The 19,821-nt window shown below is 67.4% G+C and carries 16 protein-coding genes; 7 read left to right on the top strand and 9 right to left on the bottom strand.

What is annotated here, in order from left to right; genetic code table 11:
- Positions 1-17 precede the first annotated feature (17 nt).
- Entirely contained in the window at positions 18-1,196 is a 1,179-nt protein-coding gene (locus GGR43_RS07130; protein ID WP_188071280.1) for an acetyl-CoA C-acyltransferase family protein, read from the top strand.
- Positions 1,197-1,321: 125 nt separating this feature from the next.
- On the opposite strand, the gene GGR43_RS07125 is transcribed toward GGR43_RS07130, so the two are convergent.
- The 4 genes from GGR43_RS07125 to GGR43_RS07110 form a co-directional block, all read right to left on the bottom strand.
- Complete coding sequence (locus GGR43_RS07125; RefSeq protein WP_188071279.1) at positions 1,322-2,158, bottom strand: universal stress protein; 837 nt, start codon at positions 2,156-2,158, stop codon at positions 1,322-1,324.
- Between the two features lie 115 nt (positions 2,159-2,273).
- Positions 2,274-3,164, bottom strand: coding sequence for an SDR family NAD(P)-dependent oxidoreductase (locus tag GGR43_RS07120; RefSeq protein WP_188071278.1), 891 nt, complete (start codon positions 3,162-3,164; stop codon positions 2,274-2,276).
- 12 nt (positions 3,165-3,176) lie between these two features.
- Complete coding sequence (locus GGR43_RS07115) at positions 3,177-4,946, bottom strand: acyl-CoA dehydrogenase (RefSeq protein ID WP_246343413.1); 1,770 nt, start codon at positions 4,944-4,946, stop codon at positions 3,177-3,179.
- A 10-nt stretch (positions 4,947-4,956) separates the two neighbouring features.
- A complete protein-coding gene (locus GGR43_RS07110; RefSeq protein ID WP_188071276.1) occupies positions 4,957-5,739 on the bottom strand; it encodes an SDR family oxidoreductase in 783 nt (260 codons plus the stop codon).
- Between the two features lie 340 nt (positions 5,740-6,079).
- On the opposite strand from GGR43_RS07110, the gene GGR43_RS07105 reads away from it, so the two are divergent.
- Positions 6,080-7,306, top strand: a complete 1,227-nt coding sequence (locus tag GGR43_RS07105; protein WP_188071275.1) for a TetR/AcrR family transcriptional regulator — start codon at positions 6,080-6,082, stop codon at positions 7,304-7,306.
- A 31-nt stretch (positions 7,307-7,337) separates the two neighbouring features.
- Here the strand turns inward: GGR43_RS07105 and GGR43_RS07100 are convergent, their stop codons facing one another.
- From GGR43_RS07100 to GGR43_RS07080, 5 genes are all read right to left on the bottom strand, one after another.
- Entirely contained in the window at positions 7,338-8,042 is a 705-nt protein-coding gene (locus tag GGR43_RS07100; RefSeq protein ID WP_223177339.1) for a GntR family transcriptional regulator, read from the bottom strand.
- An 80-nt stretch (positions 8,043-8,122) separates the two neighbouring features.
- Positions 8,123-9,046 carry a 3,5-dioxohexanoate:acetyl-CoA acetone transferase gene (gene kce, locus GGR43_RS07095; RefSeq protein ID WP_188071273.1) on the bottom strand — a complete coding sequence of 308 codons (924 nt, stop codon included), beginning with the start codon at positions 9,044-9,046 and terminating at the stop codon, positions 8,123-8,125.
- Between the two features lie 52 nt (positions 9,047-9,098).
- Positions 9,099-10,139, bottom strand: coding sequence for an aromatic ring-hydroxylating oxygenase subunit alpha (locus tag GGR43_RS07090; protein WP_188071272.1), 1,041 nt, complete (start codon positions 10,137-10,139; stop codon positions 9,099-9,101).
- Between the two features lie 73 nt (positions 10,140-10,212).
- Positions 10,213-11,823 (bottom strand): FAD-dependent monooxygenase, encoded by a 1,611-nt coding sequence (locus GGR43_RS07085; RefSeq protein WP_188071271.1) that lies wholly within the window; start codon positions 11,821-11,823, stop codon positions 10,213-10,215.
- 4 nt (positions 11,824-11,827) lie between these two features.
- Entirely contained in the window at positions 11,828-12,679 is an 852-nt protein-coding gene (locus GGR43_RS07080) for a fumarylacetoacetate hydrolase family protein (RefSeq protein ID WP_188071270.1), read from the bottom strand.
- 361 nt (positions 12,680-13,040) lie between these two features.
- On the opposite strand from GGR43_RS07080, the gene GGR43_RS07075 reads away from it, so the two are divergent.
- The 5 genes from GGR43_RS07075 to GGR43_RS07055 all read left to right on the top strand — a co-directional run bounded on the left by GGR43_RS07075 (position 13,041) and on the right by GGR43_RS07055 (position 19,671).
- Positions 13,041-15,317: a TonB-dependent receptor gene (locus tag GGR43_RS07075; protein ID WP_188071269.1), complete on the top strand. Its 2,277-nt coding sequence runs from the start codon at positions 13,041-13,043 to the stop codon at positions 15,315-15,317.
- A complete protein-coding gene (locus tag GGR43_RS07070) occupies positions 15,317-16,480 on the top strand; it encodes a cytochrome P450 (RefSeq protein WP_188071268.1) in 1,164 nt (387 codons plus the stop codon). Before GGR43_RS07075 ends, GGR43_RS07070 begins: the two co-directional genes overlap by 1 nt.
- Before the next feature lie 105 nt (positions 16,481-16,585).
- Positions 16,586-17,518 carry a VOC family protein gene (locus GGR43_RS07065; RefSeq protein ID WP_223177338.1) on the top strand — a complete coding sequence of 311 codons (933 nt, stop codon included), beginning with the start codon at positions 16,586-16,588 and terminating at the stop codon, positions 17,516-17,518.
- A 46-nt stretch (positions 17,519-17,564) separates the two neighbouring features.
- Complete coding sequence (locus GGR43_RS07060) at positions 17,565-18,266, top strand: TetR/AcrR family transcriptional regulator (protein WP_188071267.1); 702 nt, start codon at positions 17,565-17,567, stop codon at positions 18,264-18,266.
- 46 nt (positions 18,267-18,312) lie between these two features.
- Positions 18,313-19,671, top strand: a complete 1,359-nt coding sequence (locus tag GGR43_RS07055) for an MFS transporter (RefSeq protein ID WP_223177337.1) — start codon at positions 18,313-18,315, stop codon at positions 19,669-19,671.
- Positions 19,672-19,821: the final 150 nt, after the last annotated feature.

The raw sequence follows: 19,821 nt of genomic DNA, 5'->3' as shown, positions 1-19,821 counted from the left end.
TTAGACGGGAGCAGGATATGACGGACGTATTTCTGGTATCGGCGGCACGGACCGCCATCGGCAGCTTCGGCGGTTCGCTCAAGGACCAGCGGCCGGGCGAACTGGGCGCCCATGTGGCGAAGGCGGCGATCGAGCGCGCGGGCGTCGAAGCATCGCAGGTCGGCAATGTGGTGTTCGGCAGCGTGGTGCAGACCGAGCCGCGCGACGCCTATGTCGCGCGCATCGCCGCGATCGTCGCGGGCGTGCCGCAGGAAAGCCCGGCGCTGACCGTGAACCGGCTGTGCGGATCGGGCCTTCAGGCGATCATCAGCGCCGCGCAGTCGATCATGCTGGGCGACAACGACATCGCGCTGGGCGGCGGCGTCGAGGTGATGAGCCGCGCGCCCTATTTCGCGCAGGGCGTGCGCTGGGGCCAGAAGATGGGCGACGCGGCGCTGGTCGACGGCCTGACCGGCGCGCTGACCGATCCGTTCCAGTCCATCCACATGGGCGTGACGGCGGAGAATGTCGCGGCCCGCTACGGCATCTCGCGCGAGGATCAGGACGCGCTGGCGTTCGAAAGCCAGAAGCGCGCGGCCAATGCGATCGCGCAGGGCTATTTCAAGGATCAGATCGTGCCGGTCGAGATATTGGTGCGCCGCAAGCCGGTGGCGTTCGACACCGACGAGTTCGTGCGCACCGATGCCGCCGCCGAGGATTTCGGCAAGCTGAAGCCGGTGTTCCAGAAGGACGGCACGGTGACGGCGGGCAACGCATCAGGCATCAACGACGGCGCGGCGGCCGTGGTGCTGGCCAGCGAGGCGGCGGTGAAGGCGCAGGGGCTGAAGCCGCTGGCGCGGCTCGTCTCCTACGGCCATGCGGGCGTCGACCCGGCCTATATGGGCATCGGCCCGGTGCCCGCCTCGCGCAAGGCGCTGGAGCGGGCGGGCCTGCAAGTGGGCGACCTGGACGTGATCGAATCCAACGAGGCGTTCGCGGCGCAGGCGTGCGCCGTGGCGCGCGAGCTGGGCTTCGACCCGGCAAAGGTCAACCCCAATGGCAGCGGCATCTCGCTGGGCCATCCGGTCGGCGCGACCGGCGCGATCATCACCACCAAGCTCGCCTATGAATTGCAGCGCACCGGCGGCCGCTACGGCTTGGTGACGATGTGCATCGGCGGCGGCCAGGGCATCGCCGCCATCTGGGAACGGGTCTGAGCGATCGGCGGGGGGCGTGACAGCGCTCCCCGCATGGTTTGGCGCGGGCGCTACCTATCTCGTCATGCCAGCGCAGGCCGACATCTCAGGAGGCAGCGCGCGACAGGGGAGGATCCCCCAGCCACTCAGTGCGAAATCAGCACCGGCAGCGTGGGCGCGTGGAGAACCGACCGGGTGACCCCGCCCAGCACGAACTCGCGCATGCGCGAATGGCCGAAGGCGCCCATCACCAGCAGGTCGCGGCCGTCGCGCTCGCAAAACCCTTGCAGCGTCGCGGCGGCGTCCCGCCCCTGCAGCTCGATCTCGACCGGCTCTGCCTCGATATCGTGCAGGCGAAGGTTGCGCACCATATCCGCCAGCGGCGCGGCCTCCGACAGGTCCTTCTCGCCCATGACCTGCACCAGCGCCACAGAAGCGGCGCGGCGGCAGAAGGGCAGCGCGTCGGCCAGCGCCCGCGCCGCGACGCCGCTGCCGTCCCATGCGATGGCGACCCGGTCGAACGCCCTGTCCTTTCCGGCCTTTTCCGGCAGCAACAGCACCGGGCGCCCGGATTCGAACACCAGCCCTTCCGCCACGGAAACGCTGTCCGGGTGGCCATAGACCGGCACGACCGTCAGGTCGCGCGACCGCGCCCGGATCGCAAGCTGCCAATGGGTGACCATCGCGGAGCAATGGACCCTGAAGCTTTCGCCCCGGCAGTCCGCCGGCACCTTCTCCGCAAAGGCGGACAGCAGCGCCTGGACATTGGCGTCGCTCTTGCGGTTCTCGGCGGCGATCAGGCTGCCCGCGTCCAGCAGCCGGTCGGCCAGCCAGTTCGACGCCGGGGGGATATGGACCTGGCACAGCGCGAGCGAAAGCCGCGCGCCGAACGCCGTCGCCAGCCCGGCGGCGCGTTCGATCGCCCAGTCGGGCGTGGGCCGCGGATAGCTGTTCGCCTGAAGCAATATGTCGCGCACGCTCATCCCGTCGCCTCCGCTGAAAGCGCCGGTCCTGCCCGGCGCCGATATGCCTGTCGCATAGTAGCGCAGAGCGGCTGATCCGTAAAATCACGGATCATGGCGATGCATGCGGCGCGCCCTATGTCAGCTCCGCCGCCGTCCGCTGCGCCGCCATCGTTTCATAGCGGTGCTGTTCCTCGCCGCTTTCGGGGATGATCTCGCCCGCGCGGTCCGCCAGCCGGTCCAGCCCCGCCGCCAGATCCCCGGCCATGTCGTCGCTGTCGCCCAGGAATATCCCGCGCGTCATCGTGATGTTGGCCTGCTCGAAACTGCCCGCCCCGGCGAGCAGGATGCGCCGCGTCGGCGCGTCCTCGCCCGCCAGCACCACCACCGCCGGGCTGACGAGGTCCGCCCCCAGCTTTGCGAGCGTCTCGTCGCCGTAAAGGCCGTTGGTCATCGCCGTGGCGGCGCTGGGCGCAAGGCAGTTGACGCGGATATCGTTGCGCGCGCCCTCCAGGCCGAGCGTCTGCATCAGCCCGACCAGCGCCATTTTCGCCGCGCCGTAGTTCGACTGGCCGAAATTGCCGTAAAGGCCGGAGGAGGAGGTCGTGAAGACGATGCGGCCATAGTTGCGCTCGCGCATCTGCGCCCACACCGCCTTGGCGCAGTTGACCGATCCCATCAGGTGCACGTCCAGCACCAGCCGGAAATCGTCGAGGTCCATCTTCGCGAAGCTCTTGTCGCGCAATATGCCCGCATTGTTGACGAGGATATCGACCGCGCCCCATTGCGCGGTGGCGCGCGCGACCATCTCCGTCACCGCCGCCATATCGGTGACGCTGGCGGCGACGGCCATCGCTTCCCCGCCTGCGGCGGCAATCTCTTCCCGCACCTGTTCCGCCTGCGCCGGGTCGAGATCGTTGACCACGACTTTCGCGCCATGGGCGGCGAGGGCGAGCGCATGGGCCCTGCCGAGGCCCGCGCCCGCGCCGGTCACGATGGCGACGCGGCCTGTGAGATTGACGGTCATGGGAAGATCCTTTCAGAACATGTCGGGCGAGGCGTCGGCGGCGATGTCGCTCATCGCGACGACCGGCGCCAGCCAGGCGTCCGCCTTGGGCAATTCGCTTTCGAAGAAGAAACGGCAGGCGCGCAGCTTGCCTTCCACAAAATGCCGCTCCTCCTCGCTGTGCGCGGGGAGGGCGTCGGCGGCGAGCGCCTGATCGAGCCACAGCCACGCCAGCACCGCATGACCGAAGGCCCACAGGAACGGCGTCGCATTGTCGAGCGCCGCCGCGCCCTCCCGCCCGCGCAGCGCCGCGATCGTGTCGGCGATGCGGCTCCATTGGCGTTCGAGCGCCGTGCCTTCCCCGCCCAGCGCAGGATGCGCCGCCGCGCGCGCGGCGGTGGCGGCGATGCGGGCGCGCAATTCGGCCAGCCCCGCGCCGTCGTCGCGCAATATCTTGCGGCCGAGCAGGTCCATCGCCTGAATGCCGGTCGTCCCTTCATGAATCGGGTTCAGCCGGTTGTCGCGGTAGAGCTGCTCGACATCGAAGTCGCGGGTATAGCCGTAGCCGCCATGGATCTGGATCGCGATGTCGTTGGCGGCCAGCCCATATTCGGATGGCCATGTCTTGGCCACCGGCGTCAACAGGCCGAGCAGCGCGGCGCTGGCCGCATCGTCGTGCAGGTCGACCAGCTTCGCGCAATAGAGGCAGAGCGCCAGCGCGCCCTCGGCATAGGCCTTCTGCGCCAGCAGCATGCGCTTCACATCGGCATGCCCGATAATGGCGACGGGATCGCCCCGGCGCCGGCCGGGCGGTCGGCCCTGCACCCGCTCGCGCGCATAGCCGACCGCATGGCGATAGCCGCGATAGCCCAGCGCCGCCGCGCCGATGCCGACGCCGATGCGCGCCTCGTTCATCATCAGGAACATCTGGTGCAGGCCGCGCCCCGGCTGGCCGATCATCCAGCCGGTCGCCCCGCCGCCCTCGCCCAGATTGAGCAGGCAGTTGGCGGTGCCGCGATAGCCCATCTTGTGGTTGAGGCCCGCGACGGCGACATCGTTGCGCGAGCCATCCGGCAGTATCTTGGGCACGATGAACAGCGACAGCCCCTCGGTCCCTTCGGGCAGCGCGCCGTCCGCGCCGGGCACCTTGGCGAGCACCAGATGGACGATATTGGCGGAAACGTCCTGATCGCCGCCGGAAATCCACATCTTGTTGCCGCAGAGGCGATAGCGCGCGCCCAGCGCATCCTCGCCATCGGGCACCGCGCGCGTCCGTACATCGGCGAGGCTCGATCCCGCCTGCGGCTCGGACAGGCACATGGTGCCGAACCAGCGGCCCTCTATCTGCGGCAGGGCGAAGCGCTCGATCTGCCCGGCACTGCCGAAAGTGACGATCAGCCGGGCGTTGGCGACCGTCAGCATCGGATAGGCGGCGGTCGCGATATTGGCGGCGGCGAACCAGGCAAAGGACGCCGCGCAGGCCAGATAGGGCAGGCCGCTGCCGCCGAGATCGGGCGAAAAACCGGCGGCGAACAGCCCCAGCTCCGCATAGCGCGCCAGCGCCTCACCGATGGCGGGCAGGATATGGACGCCATCGGCATCAAGGCGCGGTTCGTGGCAGTCGGCCTCCTTGTAATGCGGCAGGAAGGCATCGACGGCGAGCTGTTCCGACAGGTCGATCAGCGCGTCGATCGTCTCGCGATCGAGATGGGCGAAGCGCGGCCGGGCGAACAGCGCGTCGATGCCCAGCCAGTCATGCAGCAGGAAATCGATGTCGCGGCGGACGAGGAGGGGGTGGGACAAGCGGAATTCCTCAGAGGATGGTCGCGCCGCCATCGACGACGATGACCTGCCCGGTAATGTGTGCGCCCGCCGCCGAGGCCAGCAGCAGCGCGGGGCCCATCAGGTCGGTTTCCCCGCCCAGCTTGCCGAGCGGGGTCAGCTCGATCATCCTGTCGCCGATCCGGTCGAGCGTGCCCGCCGTCATCTTCGACGGGAAGAAGCCGGGGGCGACGGCGTTGACGCGGATGTTCCTCGGCCCCCATTCGGCGGCGAGCGCGCGGGTCATGCTGATGACCGCGCCCTTGGCGGCGTTATAGGCGACGGTGCCCGTCTGCCATGGCGGCGTGCCGACAAGGCCGAGGATCGAGGCGATGTTGACGACGCTCCCCCCGCCCTGCGGCAGGAAGGCGGCGTTGGCGACGGCCTGCGTCAGCAGGAACATGCCGGTGACGTTGAGGTCCATCACCTTGTTCCATGCGTCGAGCGGATAGTCCTCCGCCGCCGCGCCCCAGGTCGTGCCCGCATTGTTGACGAGGATGTCGATCCGCCCGAACCGCTCCATCACCTGCGCCACCAGCGCGGCGGGCGCTTCCGGGCCGGCGAGATTGGCCGCGAAGCCGTGGGCGGCGATGCCCTTTTCGCCGAGTGCGGCGACGGCGGCGTCGAGTTCCTGCTGCTTGCGCGCGACCAGCGCGACGCTCGCGCCATATTCGCCCAGCGCCGATGCGATCTGGAACCCCAGCCCGCGCGATCCGCCGGTGATGATGGCGACCTGACCGCCAAGGTCGAACAGCGCTTTCAGGGAATGGGACATGTGCCGGGAGCCTCTCGATAGCAGATCACGGGAGAGGGATAGATATTTTTCTTTTCTTTGTACAGTTTTTTATGCGTAAAAGGGGCCGTGGCCTCCCGGCGCGGCTTCCCCGCTATCGGAGGCTCGCGGGGAAAGCCGGTCGCGGTGCTTGCGGGAAAGGCCAACCGCATTGCCTCTGCCGCCGTCGCGCTCTATGCTCAGCGTCGGTCCGCTGTCCCCAAGCGGCCCGATATCGGGAATGCGAGGACCGGGCATCTTGAAAAATGCTAGTAAAAATAAGGAGATATCGAGAGGTTCCAAGGCCAGACCTGGCGATATCACGTCGGAGGGGCTGTTTCCGGTGAACGCTCGCGCGCCCAGACAATCGCGCTCCATCGAGACGCGGGGCAGGATTGCGGCGGCGGCGATCAGGGTGCTTGCCGATCATGGGCTCGCCGGTCTGACGCATCGTCTGGTCGCGAAGGAAGCGCAGGTGTCGCCCGCACTGACGACCTATCATCACGCGACGAAATTCGACATTATCGCCGAATCGTCCAATTTCATCCTGCTGACCTATCTCGCCGGGTTGAGGCGCGTGCGGGATCGCTGCCTCACCGAGCCGTCGAGCGCCCAGTCGCTGGGCGAATTCTCGTCCCGGCTGGTCGCTAATGTCGCGCTGCGCCATCGCGCAAGCGCGATCGCATGGGCGGAGATCATGCTGGACGCTGCGCGGCATGAGGAAACCGGCGCGCTGGCACGGGACTGGTTTGCCGAGCTGCTTTCCATCTGGTCGGACATCGCGCGCATCAAGGGGATGGACGATCCGCGGGAAGAAGCGCGTGGCGCGATCGATCTGGTCATCGGCCTCTATTTCATGACGATCGCGCTGGGCCTGAGCGAGGCGGAGGTGAACGCGGTCCTGCGCGACGGCGGCGATCCGATGCTGCACTGGCGGCGCGAGGCGCCCCCGGCGCGGGCCGTCCCCAAAGCCAGGACCGGCAAGTCGGAACGCACGCGCGACCAGATCGTCGCGACGACGATCGCGCTGCTGGTCGCAGAGGGGCCCGCCACCGTCAGCTTCAGGAGCGTCGCGGCGGCGGCGGGGCTGACCACATCGGCGCTGCGCTATTATTTCGAGGATATCGGCGTGCTGCTCGCCGCCGCGCAGGTCCGGCTTTTTGACGACTGCAAGGCCCGCTATCGCGCGATGATGCAGGATATCGGCACGTCCGACGCGACGGAAAAATCGACGGCGCAGCTGACGGCGGCTATCTTCATCCGGGAGGCGACCGAGTTCGGCAAGAGCAACCTCGCCAATTACACGGTGTGGATCGAGGCGTCGCGGCGGCCCGAAATCCGTGCGATGATCTGGAATTCGATCGCGGACATGTGCGCCGGATGGAACAGGCTGCTGACGAAGCTGCTGGGCCGCCCGGCCCCGCGCGCCGCGCTCGCCGCGCAGGCGCTCTTCATCGGCAAGCTGGTGCGGATATTGGCGTCCGGCTCGCGCACGGCCTGCCTCGCGCAGGTGCCCGACGAGTTCGCCCGCGACCTGAGCCTGTCGCGGCTGGCCGCCTTCGACGGGTGAGACGGTCCCGCCCGCCAGCCCGCTCGCGCGATCAGGAAAAGGCGTTGGCCTTCGCGGCCTCGACGATCAGATCGGTGGTCCGCCGCAGGTGCCGGGTCATCGTCTCGATCAGCTTGTCGGTGTCGCGCGCCAGCGCCAGATCGACGATCTGCTGGTGCTCGTCCACCACATTGCGCTCCGTCTTGATATAGGCCGAAAGGACGCGGTAACGCTCCGACTGCTCGTAAAGCTGGGCATGCAGCGCCAGCAGCCGCCTGCTGCCGCAGGCGCTGACCAGCGCGGCGTGATAGTCGGCATGCTTCGCCATCCACTCGGCGGTGTGCGCATCCCGGCCCGGCTGGGGCTGGGGGAGGGCGCGCAGCCGGTGGGCGGCCGATATCAGCCGCACCTCCCAGTCGATATCGCCGTTCGCCACCGACCGGCGCAGCGCGATGGCCTCTATCTCGCAGCGCAGGTCGGTCAGGTCGAGCAGGTCGTCGATCGACAGCGGCGCGACCATGAAGCCCCGCTGGTCGCGGGATATGACGAGCTGTTCCGGGACGAGCCGGGACAGCGCCTCGCGCACGGCGCTGGGCGCGACCTTCAGTTCGTCGGCAAGATCCTGGATCTTCAGCTTCTTGCCCGGCTGGTGAAGGCCCGCGATGATATCCTGACGGATCACCTCATAGGCGAGGCTCGTCTGGCTCCTGGAGCCAGACGGCGACTGCACCGCTTCCACGGCGCCCAGCATCTGCATTTTCTTTTCCACTTAAAGGGTCGTCATTTCCATAAAATAACTTTTCCAGTGAATAATAGAAATTACTAAAGAAGCGGCCGTTAGAAAGCAACCTTGTCCGCGCCCTTGAGCGACAGGATTTCGCGCGCTTCGTCCGGCGTCGCGATTTCCAGCCCCAGCCCTTCGAGGATACCGCGCACCTGCCGCACCTGCGCGGCGTTGCTCTCGGCCAGCTGGCCGCGGCCGAGCCAGAGCGAATCCTCCAGGCCCACGCGCACATGCGCGCCCATCGCCGCCGCCATCGCCGCGACCTTCATCTGCGAGGAGCCCGCGCCGAGCACCGACCAGTTATAGGCGTCGCCGAACAGCCGGTCGGCCGTGCGCTTCATGTGCAGCACCTCGTCCGGGTGGGTGCCGATGCCGCCCATCAGGCCGAACACCGTCTGGATGAACAGCGGCGCCTTCACCAGTCCTTCGCGGTAGAAATAATGGAGATTGTGCAGATGCGCGGTGTCATAGCACTCGAACTCGTACCGCGCGCCGCTCTCGTTCAGGGTTTCGAGGCAATAGCGGATGTCCTTGTAGGTGTTGCGGAACACGAAATCGTCGCTCGCCGCCAGCATCGCCGGTTCCCAGTCGTGCTTGAAATCCTTGAACCGCTTCAGCATCGGGAACAGGCCGAAATTCATCGAGCCCATGTTCATGCTCGCGACTTCCGGCTTCCACATCTCGGCCGGCCTCACCCGCTCCTCGACCGTCATGCCGGGCGCGCCGCCGGTGGTGATGTTGACCACCACGTCGCTGCGCTGCTTGATGCTGCGCAGGAAGGGCTCGAACGCCTCCGGGCTCTGGTCGGGTCGGCCGTCCTCCGGGTTGCGCGCATGCAGGTGGACGATGGCCGCGCCCGCCTCGGCCGCGCCGACCGCCGCATCGGCGATCTCTTCCGGGGTGACGGGCAGATAGGGCGACATGGAGGGGGTATGGATCCCGCCGGTGACCGCGCAGGTGATGATGACCTTGCTCATGGATAGGTACTCCTCATGATTCAAAATTGCTCGCTGGCGCGGCGTTGCCGCTTCAGGCGGTTTCCGCCTGCCATTCCGCCTGTTCCGCCGCGATCAGCGTATCGAGCCGCCGCCGCACTGCGACCGCGCCCTCGTCGATGCGCAGCAGCGCGGGCTTTAGGTCCCAGAAATCGGCGGCGCCGATGCGCTCCTGCTGCGCGGCGATCATCGGCTCGTCCTCGGTGGAGAAGATCTGCGCGCGGATGCGGCGGATCGCTTCGTTCAGCTCCGCATCGTCCAGCGCATAGTCGCGGGTCGAGGCGAAGAAATAATGCGTCGTCCGTTCCGATTCCGGCGTCATGATGTGGACGTTGATCGAATTGCCCGCCCCTTCGCGCGGGGTGCCCGCGGGCACCGCGCCGTTGACCAGCTTCATCACGCCGGGCGCGCTCCATTCCACATGGGTCCAGCTGTCGGCGCGCTCCACGCCCTCCGGCATCTTCGAACGCACCAGCGGCGGCGGGACATCGTCATAGCTGTCCCACATGATCTTGATGATGCCGTCGTCACGCTGCTCCACCTTCGCGCGGGTGCGGGTGATGGAGCCGCCGCCCAGCGTGTCGGGGTGCAGATAGTCGGTGTGCGACAGGTCGAGGATATTGTCGACGAACAGCTGATAATTGCCGCCGCCCAGCACATAGCCCTTGTTGAAGGCGGTGTCGGGCGCATCGGCGAGGAAGCCGAGGTCGCGGATCTGATCCGGGTCGGCGCGCTCCGGGTCGCCCATCCAGATCCAGATCGCGCGATGCCGCTCCGCCACAGGATAGCTGGGCGTCGCCAGCGCGCGCGTCACCGGGCCGTGCGGGTTGTGCACGCAGGCGCCGGTGCCGTCGAACGCCAGCCCGTGATAGCGGCAGGTGACGACGCCCCCGGCGACCTCGCCCATACTGAGCGGCGCGAACCGGTGGGGGCAGCGGTCCAGCAGCGCCTGCGGCGCGCCGTCCGCGTCGCGGAACAGGAATATCGGCTGGTCGAGCAAGGTGCGGGCGAGGCCGGCTTCCCCGACCTCATCGGCCCAGGCCGCCATATACCAGCAATTGCGAAGATAGGTCATGTCTCTCTCCCGACATTGTCATCGAACGGGCCATGGAGCGGGGCGCCGGCGCGGGACCGGCGCCGCCCCCGTTTCAGCCCGCGACCGCATCCTGCCGCCCGGTCGCGCGGGGCAGGGCGGCATCGTCCCATGCATCGCCGCGCCATGCGACATGCTGGTCCGGGCGCACCAGCGCCATGTCCGCTTCGTAAAGCTCCGCCACGGGCACGCCCTGCGGCCGCACCAGCTTGAGCGGCACACCCAGCGCCGCCGCCTGCTTCGTCGCGCGCGCGACCTGCGCTTCGTCCGCGCCGTCGGCGACGACGAGCGAGAAGCCCTGCCCGAACAGGTCGTAGAGCGAGCGGCCGTCGGGAAGCCACGCATGCGGCGCAAGGCTGCCCGGCCGGGCGGTGGGCACATAATTCTGGCTGTCATGCGCCGGACGCTCGCCCGGTTCGTTCGAGATCAGCGGCGATCCTTCATAGCTCAGGCCAAGAACGGTACCCAGCGTGTTGAATTCCCGGCCCTTGCTGGCCTGTATCGCCTCGCCCAGACGCTGGCGCACGGCGGCGCCTTCGGGCGTGTCCTCCTCTATTTCCGGTGGAATGGGGGCGGTATAGATCTGGAAATTGGCGATCGCCTCGTCGATGACGGCGCGGTGCACCGGGCGGCGCTCCGTCTCATAGGTGGCGAGCAGGTCCGGACCGCCCCAGCCCTGAAGCGTGGCGGCGATCTTCCACCCCAGATCGACGCCGTCGCCCACGCCCATGTTCATCCCGTACCCGCCCGCCGGGGGATGCAGGTGGCAGGCGTCACCCGCCAGCAGGATGCGGCCCTGCGCATAGCGGTCGGCGAGGAATTCGCTCGCGACCCAGGTGTCCGCGCTCAATATCTCGATCGGGGTATCGATGCCGGTGCGCTCGCGGATCATCTTCGCGGCGTCCTCGTCGGAAATGCGGTGGCCTTCCGGCACCCCGGAGGGGGCGAAGAACCAGGTGTCGTTGCGGTCCATCGGCCCGACGGCGCTGAAGCCGTCCTTGCTCATCTGCCAGTAGATGGCAGCCGGGCCATGGGCATGCGCCTTCGCCATTCCGGGCGCGCGGAAGATGATGTTATAGGCATGGGTGAGGCCGTAGCGCCCCTCCATCTTCGCGCCGATCAGGTCGCGAATGGCGCTGCGTGCGCCGTCCGCGCCGATGAGATAGCGGGCCTGCACCTCATAGGTGGCGCCGCCATGCTCCAGCACGGCGGTCACCTTCTCCGCGTCCTGATCCGCGCCGATGAAGGTGGTGGTGTAGCGGATCTCCACCGATTCCAGAGCCCTTGCCTTCGCGACGAGGACCTTTTCCAGCGTATATTGCGGAATCCACTGGCCATGTTCGGGATAGAGCGGCGATTTTTCCGGCGACGCGTTGAACGCGTTGGGAAAGCGGGTCAGCTCCGGCCCGCCGAGGCGGGTGACGAACACCATGGTGTTGGGATAGTCGACGCCGAACGGCGCCTCGGCGGCCAGACGGTCGGCAATGCCCCAGCGGCGCAGATGGGTGCGGGTGCGCACATTGGTCGTCTTGGCGCGCGGCGCGGTGCCGCTGCGGTCGTTGCGTTCCACGACGATCGCGCGCACGCCCCGCGTCCCCAGCTCGATCGCGGTCGCGAGTCCGGCGGGGCCCGCGCCGACGATCAGCACATCGGTTTCGATGGTCATGGGATTACAACACCCTGTTCTCGATGGCGCCGATGCCGTCCACCTCGCAGCGCACGACATCGCCCGATTGCAGGAACACCGGGGGATTGCGGGCGACGCCCACGCCTTCGGGCGTGCCGGTGGCGATCAGGTCGCCCGGCTCCAGCGTGAACGCGGTGGAAAGATAGCTGATCTGCTGCCAGATATTGTGGATCAGCTGGCTGGTGTCGCTGTCCTGCCGCACCTCGCCGTTGACGATGCAGCGCAGGCCGAGCGCATGGGGATCCGCGATCTCGTCCGCCGTCACGATCCACGGGCCGACGGGGCCGTGGGTGTCGAACGACTTGCCGATGGTGAAGGTCGGCGAATGCTGCTGCCAGTCGCGGGCAGAAACGTCGTTCATCACGGTGTAGCCGAAGATATGCGCGGCGGCATCGGCCTCGCTCACGCCCTTGGCGGGCTTGCCGATCACCACGCCCAGCTCGACCTCATAATCGACCTTCTCGCTGACGCCGCGATCGATGGGATCGAACGGCCCGGCGAGGCAGCTGGTCTGCTTGTTGAACCAGAACTGCTTTTCCGGCACCGCGACGCCCAGCTTGCGCGCTTCTTCCGCGTGCTTGCGATAGTTCATGCCGATGGCGAGGAACTTGGCGGGCCGTTCGACCGGCGCGAGCAGTTGCACATCGGCAAGCGGGATGCGCTCCGCGCCGGTCGCGACATGATCGCGCACCTTCGTCAGCGCGGCATCGCCGCCGGTGATGATCGAGAGCATGGTCGGATAGGCGTCGGCCAGTCCGTCCAAGGGAACGATCTGGTCGTCGATGACGACGCCCAGATGCGTCTCTTCCTTCTTGCTGTAGCGTGCCAACTTCATATCGCCCCTCCTGTCGAGATTCCGGTAGAAAATAGATATTCCGATTCGCATGCACCTGCCATGCGGATCGCGAGTGCTGCGCCGCGGCTGGCCTTGCGGGCGAAAAACGGCGACTTTGCGGGAAAAACATCGGAAAACCGCGCCGCAAGATGCCCCTGCATCCTTAAGGGAGCCACATCCCGTCTCCCAAGCCGATCGTTTCGCGCCGCTCCTCCGCGCGTCTGTCGAATCCAATAATCTATTTATTACGGATTGAAAATGTTTTTGACGAAAACAAAAATATTTTTTATGCTAATATCACTAGAGCGATTCGTCCGGCCCCGCCGCAATAGCCAATCGCCATCATCCGAAGGGGAGAGTCATGTTCACGAAAAACGCGCTCCGCGCCTCTGCGGCGGCAATTGCCGCGCTTGCCTTCATTCCGGCGCCCGCATGGGCCGACCAGCAGAACGAAGGCGCCGCCTCGGCCGCCGACGACGCCGGCAGCAGCGGCATCGGGGAGATCATCGTCACCGCCAACAAGCGGTCCCAGAACATGCAGCAGGTGCCGATCGCGATCGCCGCGTTCACCTCCGAAACGCTCACCACCCAGGGCGTGAAGAGCGTCGTCGACCTGCCGCAGCTCACCCCCGGTCTCGGCTTCACCCGCACGCTGGTGGGCACCAACGCCTTCCTGCGTGGCGTCGGCACGACCAGCGCCGGCTACAGCACGGAATCGCCGATCGCGACCTATGTCGACGGCCTCTATCTGCCCAACTCGGCCGCCTCTTCCTTCTCGTTCAACAATATCGAGCGGATCGAGGTGCTGAAGGGCCCGCAGAGCACGCTCTACGGCCGCAACACCACGGGTGGCCTGATCCACGTCATCACCAAGGAGCCGGGCGACGTCGCAGCGATCGACATGTCGGCCAGCTACGGCAATTACGACACGGTGCAGGCGAATTTCTACGGCTCGACGCCGATCACCGACACGCTCGCGGTCAATTTCGCCGCGCTCTACATCGATCAGGGCGACGGCTGGGGCAAGAACCTGTTCACCAGCAGCGATGTCTACAAGTTCAGGGACCATGGCTTTCAGGGCAAGATCCGCTGGCATCCCACGCCCGACACGAAGATCACGCTGCGCGGCTTCTACGACAAGGTCCACACCGATCAGGGCAACGCCGTCGCCATGTATCCCGGCTCGGTCGGCACCGACGGTTCGGTCTATCAGGGCGAATATCGCATCAACACGCGCTTCGACCCGCATGCGATGCAGCGCCAGTACAGCGTCTCGCTGAAGGCGGAGCAGGGACTGGGCTTCGCGACGCTGACCAGCACCACCGGCTATATCAACAACAAGTCCTTCGCGGAGCAGACGCAGGGCTCGATCCTCGGCCAGCCTATCCTCAATCAGGGCGCGATCTTCCTCGGCGGGCTCCAGACCGCCAAGACCTTCAGCCAGGAATTGCAGCTCGCCTCGGACAATCCGGCCTCGCCGTTCCAGTGGATCATCGGCGGCTTCTATTATCATGACAAGACGATGATCCTGACCGACGTATACGGCACCTGCGTCGGCGCCGTCTGCGATCCCAACCCCCGGCTGGCGCCGCTGCGCACCACCGGTTTCCAGAAGACCAAGTCCTACTCGGTCTATGGCGAAGGCACCTACGACCTGACCGACACCACCCGCCTGACGCTGGGCCTGCGCTACACCAGCGACCGCAAGGAGCTGGACGGCACCCTCGTCCCGCTACCGGGCCGTCCCAACTCCATCCCGGCGCTGCCGCCGAGCGTGGCGCCTTCGCCGCACGGCGTCATCGACACCGAGGTGACGTTCGACAAGCTGACCTGGCGCGTCGTGCTGGCGCAGGACCTGTCGGACGACGTGCACGCCTACGCCTCCTACAACCGGGGCTTCAAGTCGGGCGGCTACAACCCGATCAGCTTCACCAACCCGCCGTCGCGCCCCGAAGTGCTCGACGCCTATGAAGTCGGCGTGAAGTCCGAACTGTTCGACCGTATGCTGCGCCTCAACGTCTCCGGTTTCTACTATGATTACAAGGATATCCAGCTGCGCACGACCGCGCCGCCGGCGCCCGCTGGCGGCTCGATCCTGCTGAACGCCGCCTCGGCGCATATCAAGGGCGTGGATGTCGATTTCGAGTTCGCCCCGGTGCGCGGCCTGATGATCAACGGCGGCCTCGAATATCTCGACGCCAAATATCACGAGTTCCCGAACGGAACCTGCACCGTTGCCCGGCCGGTCGTCGGCGGCATCGGCGGGACGATCACCCTGCCGCCCGCCCAGTGCACGCTGGATGGCTACCGCCTGCCGCAGGCGACGAAATTCTCCTACTCGATCGGCGTCACCTACAGCGTCGACACCGGGATCGGCACATTCGATTTCAACGCGAACGACGGCTACAAATCCACCTTCGTGTGGGAACCGGACAACCGCCTGAAGCAGAAGGGCTATCACCTCATCAACGCGTCGGTCACCTGGACGCCGGAGGATTCGCCGTTCAGCCTTCAGCTCTATGGCCGCAACCTGGGCGGGGTCTATTATTTCACCAGCGCGGCCAATGCGGGCGGCAATGACGGCCATCTGCCGGGCGCGCCCCGCACCTACGGCGTGAAGGCGAGGTATCAGTTCTGATGGCCCGCCCGGTTCCGGAGATCGACATCGACCTCTTCGGAGATGCCAGTCTCCGGGATCCGTTCGCGAATTACCGGCGGCTCCGGGATGCCGGGCCGCTGGTGAAGCTGCGCACCCCCGATGTCTATGCGATCGGCCGTTTCGCCGAAGTGCAGGCGGCGCTGCGCGCGGCCGACTGCCTCATCAGCGGGCAGGGGGTCGGCTTCAGCGACATGTTCAACGCCCCCAAGGGCATGAACGTGCTGCAATCGGACGGCGACCTGCACCGCCGTCTGCGCGGCGCCGTCACCAGGCCGCTGACGCCCGCCCGCCTCGCCAGGGCGCGGGAGGACCTGAAGGCGCTGGTGACAGAGCGCGTCCGCGCACTGACCGGGCAGGGCTGGTTCGACGCCATGCCCTCGCTGGCCTCGTTCCTGCCGGTCGAGGCGGTGTCGCATCTGGTCGGCCTGCCCGATGTCGGGCGCGAGCGCATGCTGGAATGGGCGGCCGCCTCGTTCAACCTGATCGGCCCGCGCCAGGAGGAATCCGACATTGCGAGCATGCGCGAGGCATTCGCCTTCATCTCGACGCTCAGCCCCGACCAGGTGCGCGACGGCAGCTGGGCGGCGGAGCTGTTCGGCGCCGCCGAGACCGGGCGGCTGACCATGCAGGAGGCGATGGCGGCGATCAGCGCCTATGTCATCCCCAGCCTCGACACCACCATCCTCGCCAAGGGCCATCTGCTCAACAATCTGGCGAACCATCCCGATCAATGGGCGCTGCTGAAAGCCCGGCCGGAGCTGATCCCGGCCGCCGTGCTGGAAGGGGTGCGGCATTCCTCGGTGCTGCGCTGGTTCTCGCGCGTGGCCACCGCCGACTATGCGGTGGACGGCATGATCCTGCCCGAAGGCGCGCGCGTGATGCTGCTCTACGGCTGCGCCAATCGCGACGAGCGCCGCTATGAGGACCCGGACCGGTTCGACATCATCCGCGACGCGCGCGACCATCTGGCCTGGGGCACGGGGCCGCATATGTGCGCGGGGATGAACCTCGCCCGTATCGAGATGGAGGTGCTGCTGGAGGCGCTGATCGAACAGGGCGTCGAGCTGACCGCCGGGGACGGCGTGATGGGCACCAATACCGGCCTCTACGGCTTTGCGAGCCTGCCCTTTCGCCTCGACTGAGCGCGCATGGATGAAGCCCCGCAGCTTTTCCGAAGGCTCTTGCGCTCGTATCGAGAAGATATTAGACTTTTAGTCAATTAGATTTTTCTGGAAGAGGATGGAACGATGATCGCCAAGGCAGTGGATGTGGAATCGGTCCGGTTCGCGGCGCCCGATCTGGACCTGATGCGCAAGTTTCTGGCCGATTTCGGCATGCACGACGCGGAAGATGCGGGCGACGGCATATTGCGCATGCGGGGCGTGGGCACCGCGCCCTTCATCCATGAAACGGTGCAGGGCGAACCGGGATTCGTCGGCCTGAGCCTGCGGGTGCGCGACATGGATGACCTCAAGGCGCTCGCCGGGGCGGAGGGCGCGGCGATCGAACCGGCGGAAGGTCCGGGCGGCGGACAGCGCGTGCTGCTGCACGATCCCGACGGCTACCGGGTCGAGGTGATCGCCGACAAGGAGCGGGTCGCGCCGCTGCCCATCGCCTCGACCGGCGGCTGGAACGTCGCGGAGCGGCATGAGCGGGCGGGCGAGGCCAAGCGCGTCCCCGTCGCCCCGGCGCATGTCGTCCGGCTCGGCCATGTGGTGATGGGCGTTTCCGACATGACGCGCACCTGGGACTGGTGGCAGAGCCGCTTCGGCCTGCTGATCTCCGACGAGGTGCGCGCGCCCGGCGGCGATGTCGCGGCGCTGTTCATCCGTTGCGACCGGGGCAGCGAGGCGGTCGATCATCACACGCTCAACTTCGCGTCGATCCCCGGCGCGCCGCCGAAATTCCACCATGCCGCGTTCGAGGTCGCCGATCTCGACGACCTGATGGCAGGCAACCGCTATCTGGCGGAGCGGGGCTATCGCCACGACTGGGGCGTGGGGCGTCATATCCTCGGCAGCCAGGTGTTCGATTACTGGAAGGATCCGTTCGGCCACCGCGTCGAGCACTGGACCGACGGCGACCTGTTCGACGCCAGCGTGCCGATGAACGTCGCCGACATTCCGACCATGCTGGGCCACCAGTGGGGACCGGCGGCGCCGGCGGATTTCGCGGCCTGACCGAAACGCCTTGTCCATGGCGACGGGCCATGGTTGAACCTGCCGCATGACCGATCCCGCAGCCATCGCCCCGCCGCCCCCGCCCGAAGGGGGGGCATCCCGTCAGGACCCGCGCTGGCTGCGAACGCGGGAGGCGATATTGCGCGCCGGGCAGACGCTGTTTTCCAGCCATCATCTCGAAGGGGTGGCGATAGACGATCTGATCCGCGCGGCGGGCGTTTCGAAACAGTCCTTCTACAATCATTTCCGCGACCGGGACGAGCTGGCGCGGGAGATATTGAAGGCGGTCCGGCAGGATATCGACATGGTGGTCGAGGCCGCCATCGCCCCGGAAACCGACCCCGCCCGGCGGATCGCGATGGCGATCTGCCTCTATGGGCGGCAGGCGCTGCTCAACCCGGCGCAGGGGTGGCTGATCGCCCGCCTGCCGCTGGAGGATATCGCCACCGATTCCGAGACGAACGCCAATATCATCCGCGACATGCGGGCAGGCATCGCGGCGGGGCGGCTGGCTGGCTTCAGCCCGGAAACCGGCCTCGCCTATGTGCTGGCGGTGGCGCAGGGGCTGGTCAACCGCATCCTGTCGGACGGCAAGGCCCGGCCCGACGGGGGCGAGGCGCCCGCCGCCGAGACGAGCAGGCAGTTCCTCGCCATGCTGCTGCGCGCCTTCGGGCTCGGCCCCGATGAAGCCGGGGCGATGGCGGCGGGGATCGTCGATCAGGTAATGGCCGGGAAGGGTCCCGCCTGAAAACAGGAATGATCGCCTCGGCAGGAGGCGGAGGATGGAGGATGTGATGACGGTTCCGGAGTTGCCGATCTCCGCTGCGGCGCAGCCATCGCCCGGCGAGGGCGGGGCGCAGGACGTGCGCGCCCGCCTCGATGCCGCGCCGATGAGCCGGACGCAGATCATCGCCATCGCCATCACCTTCCTGCTGTCCGCGCTGGACGGCTATGACGTGCTGTCCGTCACCTTCGCCGCCCCGGCGCTGACCGTCGCCTGGGGGATAGGCAAGGCGGCGCTGGGCATCGTGCTGGCGGCCGGGCTGGGCGGCATGGCGGTGGGCGCCTTCGCGCTCGCCCCGCTGGCCGATGTGGTGGGGCGCAAGCCGATGATATTGGTCGCGCTGGCGCTGATGGCGCTGGGCATGCTGCTGTGCGCCTTCGCCACCTCGCTGGAGGAACTGGCGCTCTATCGCGTGATCGCCGGGCTGGGCATCGGCGGCTGCGTCGCCATCATCAACCCGATCGCGGCGGAATTCGCCAATGCGCGCTACCGGGCGCTGACCGTCTCCATCATGGCGATCGGCTATCCGGTGGGTGGCATGGTGGGCGGGCTGGGCGCGGCGCTGCTGCTCGCCCGTTATGACTGGCGGGCGGTGTTCCTCGCCGGGTTCGTCGCGGCGCTGCTGCTGGTGCCGGTGGTGATCCTCGCGCTGCCCGAATCCATCGCCTATCTGCTGACGCGGCGGCGCGAGGGCAGCCTCGCGCGGCTCAATGCGGTGCTGGTCAGATGCGGCCAGCCCCCGCTGGCGGCGCTGGCGGAAGGCGGCGCGCCCCGGCGGCGAGGCTATGCCGCCGTATTCGCACGCGACCAGATCGGCGCGACGCTGTGGATCATGTCGGTGAACCTGCTGCTGGTCCAGACCATCTATTTCTTCCTGAGCTGGATGCCGCAGATGATCGCCGACGCGGGCTTCCCTGCGACGCGGGCCAGCCTCGCCTCGGCGGTCGCCAACCTGGCCGGGGCGGCGGGCGGCCTGCTGCTCGGCTGGCTGGCGCGGCGGCACAGCCTGCGCGGGCTGGTGTCGGGCCAGCTGGTGCTGATGGGGGTGATGACCGCCCTGTTCGGGGTGACGCCGCCGGTTTTCCCGCTGATGCTGCTGATCAGCGGCCTGTGCGGCTTCTTCCTCTTCGGCGCGGCGAGCGGCATGTATGCGGCGCTGGCGACGACCTTCGGCGACGAGGCGCGGGCGGCGGGCACCGGCTTCGTCAGCGGGACGGGCCGCGTGTCGAGCGCGATCGCGCCCGCGGCGGCGGGCTGGCTGTTCCATGCGGGTCTGGGCACGGCATCGGTGTCGCTGATCTTCGGCGCCATCTCGCTGCTGGCCGGGGCGCTGCTGTTCTGGGGATGGAAACGGTTCCGGCCCTGCTGACCGGCGATCGGCGCAAGGCGACGGGTGCCCGACGCTGCGGACGCCGGCTTGCGCTGACATGACGTGAGAGAGCAGGGCGGACGTCAACCGCTGAAGCAAACAGGTTCACGCGGAGGCGCGGAGATAATCACTGCGAAGCTCTATCTCATA

Origin of the sequence: Sphingobium jiangsuense, from assembly GCF_014196495.1 — a bacterium.
In the GTDB taxonomy this organism is placed as follows: Bacteria; Pseudomonadota; Alphaproteobacteria; order Sphingomonadales; family Sphingomonadaceae; genus Sphingobium; species Sphingobium jiangsuense.
The sequence above is the reverse complement of the archived record's forward strand: the minus strand, read 5'-3'. Positions and strand labels throughout refer to the sequence as shown.

Excerpts from the sequence above, each read along its gene's own strand:
- GGR43_RS07110 (WP_188071276.1), bottom strand. The coding sequence starts at position 5,739 with ATGTCCCATTCCCTGAAAGCGCTGTTCGACCTTGGCGGTCAGGTCGCC.
- GGR43_RS07055 (WP_223177337.1), top strand. The coding sequence starts at position 18,313 with ATGACGGTTCCGGAGTTGCCGATCTCCGCTGCGGCGCAGCCATCGCCC.
- GGR43_RS07090 (WP_188071272.1), bottom strand. The coding sequence starts at position 10,139 with ATGACCTATCTTCGCAATTGCTGGTATATGGCGGCCTGGGCCGATGAG.
- GGR43_RS07085 (WP_188071271.1), bottom strand. The coding sequence starts at position 11,823 with ATGACCATCGAAACCGATGTGCTGATCGTCGGCGCGGGCCCCGCCGGA.
- GGR43_RS07060 (WP_188071267.1), top strand. The coding sequence starts at position 17,565 with ATGACCGATCCCGCAGCCATCGCCCCGCCGCCCCCGCCCGAAGGGGGG.
- GGR43_RS07070 (WP_188071268.1), top strand. The coding sequence starts at position 15,317 with ATGGCCCGCCCGGTTCCGGAGATCGACATCGACCTCTTCGGAGATGCC.
- kce (WP_188071273.1), bottom strand. The coding sequence starts at position 9,046 with ATGAGCAAGGTCATCATCACCTGCGCGGTCACCGGCGGGATCCATACC.
- GGR43_RS07075 (WP_188071269.1), top strand. The coding sequence starts at position 13,041 with ATGTTCACGAAAAACGCGCTCCGCGCCTCTGCGGCGGCAATTGCCGCG.
- GGR43_RS07100 (WP_223177339.1), bottom strand. The coding sequence starts at position 8,042 with ATGCAGATGCTGGGCGCCGTGGAAGCGGTGCAGTCGCCGTCTGGCTCC.
- GGR43_RS07120 (WP_188071278.1), bottom strand. The coding sequence starts at position 3,164 with ATGACCGTCAATCTCACAGGCCGCGTCGCCATCGTGACCGGCGCGGGC.
- GGR43_RS07125 (WP_188071279.1), bottom strand. The coding sequence starts at position 2,158 with ATGAGCGTGCGCGACATATTGCTTCAGGCGAACAGCTATCCGCGGCCC.
- GGR43_RS07130 (WP_188071280.1), top strand. The coding sequence starts at position 18 with ATGACGGACGTATTTCTGGTATCGGCGGCACGGACCGCCATCGGCAGC.
- GGR43_RS07080 (WP_188071270.1), bottom strand. The coding sequence starts at position 12,679 with ATGAAGTTGGCACGCTACAGCAAGAAGGAAGAGACGCATCTGGGCGTC.
- GGR43_RS07065 (WP_223177338.1), top strand. The coding sequence starts at position 16,586 with ATGATCGCCAAGGCAGTGGATGTGGAATCGGTCCGGTTCGCGGCGCCC.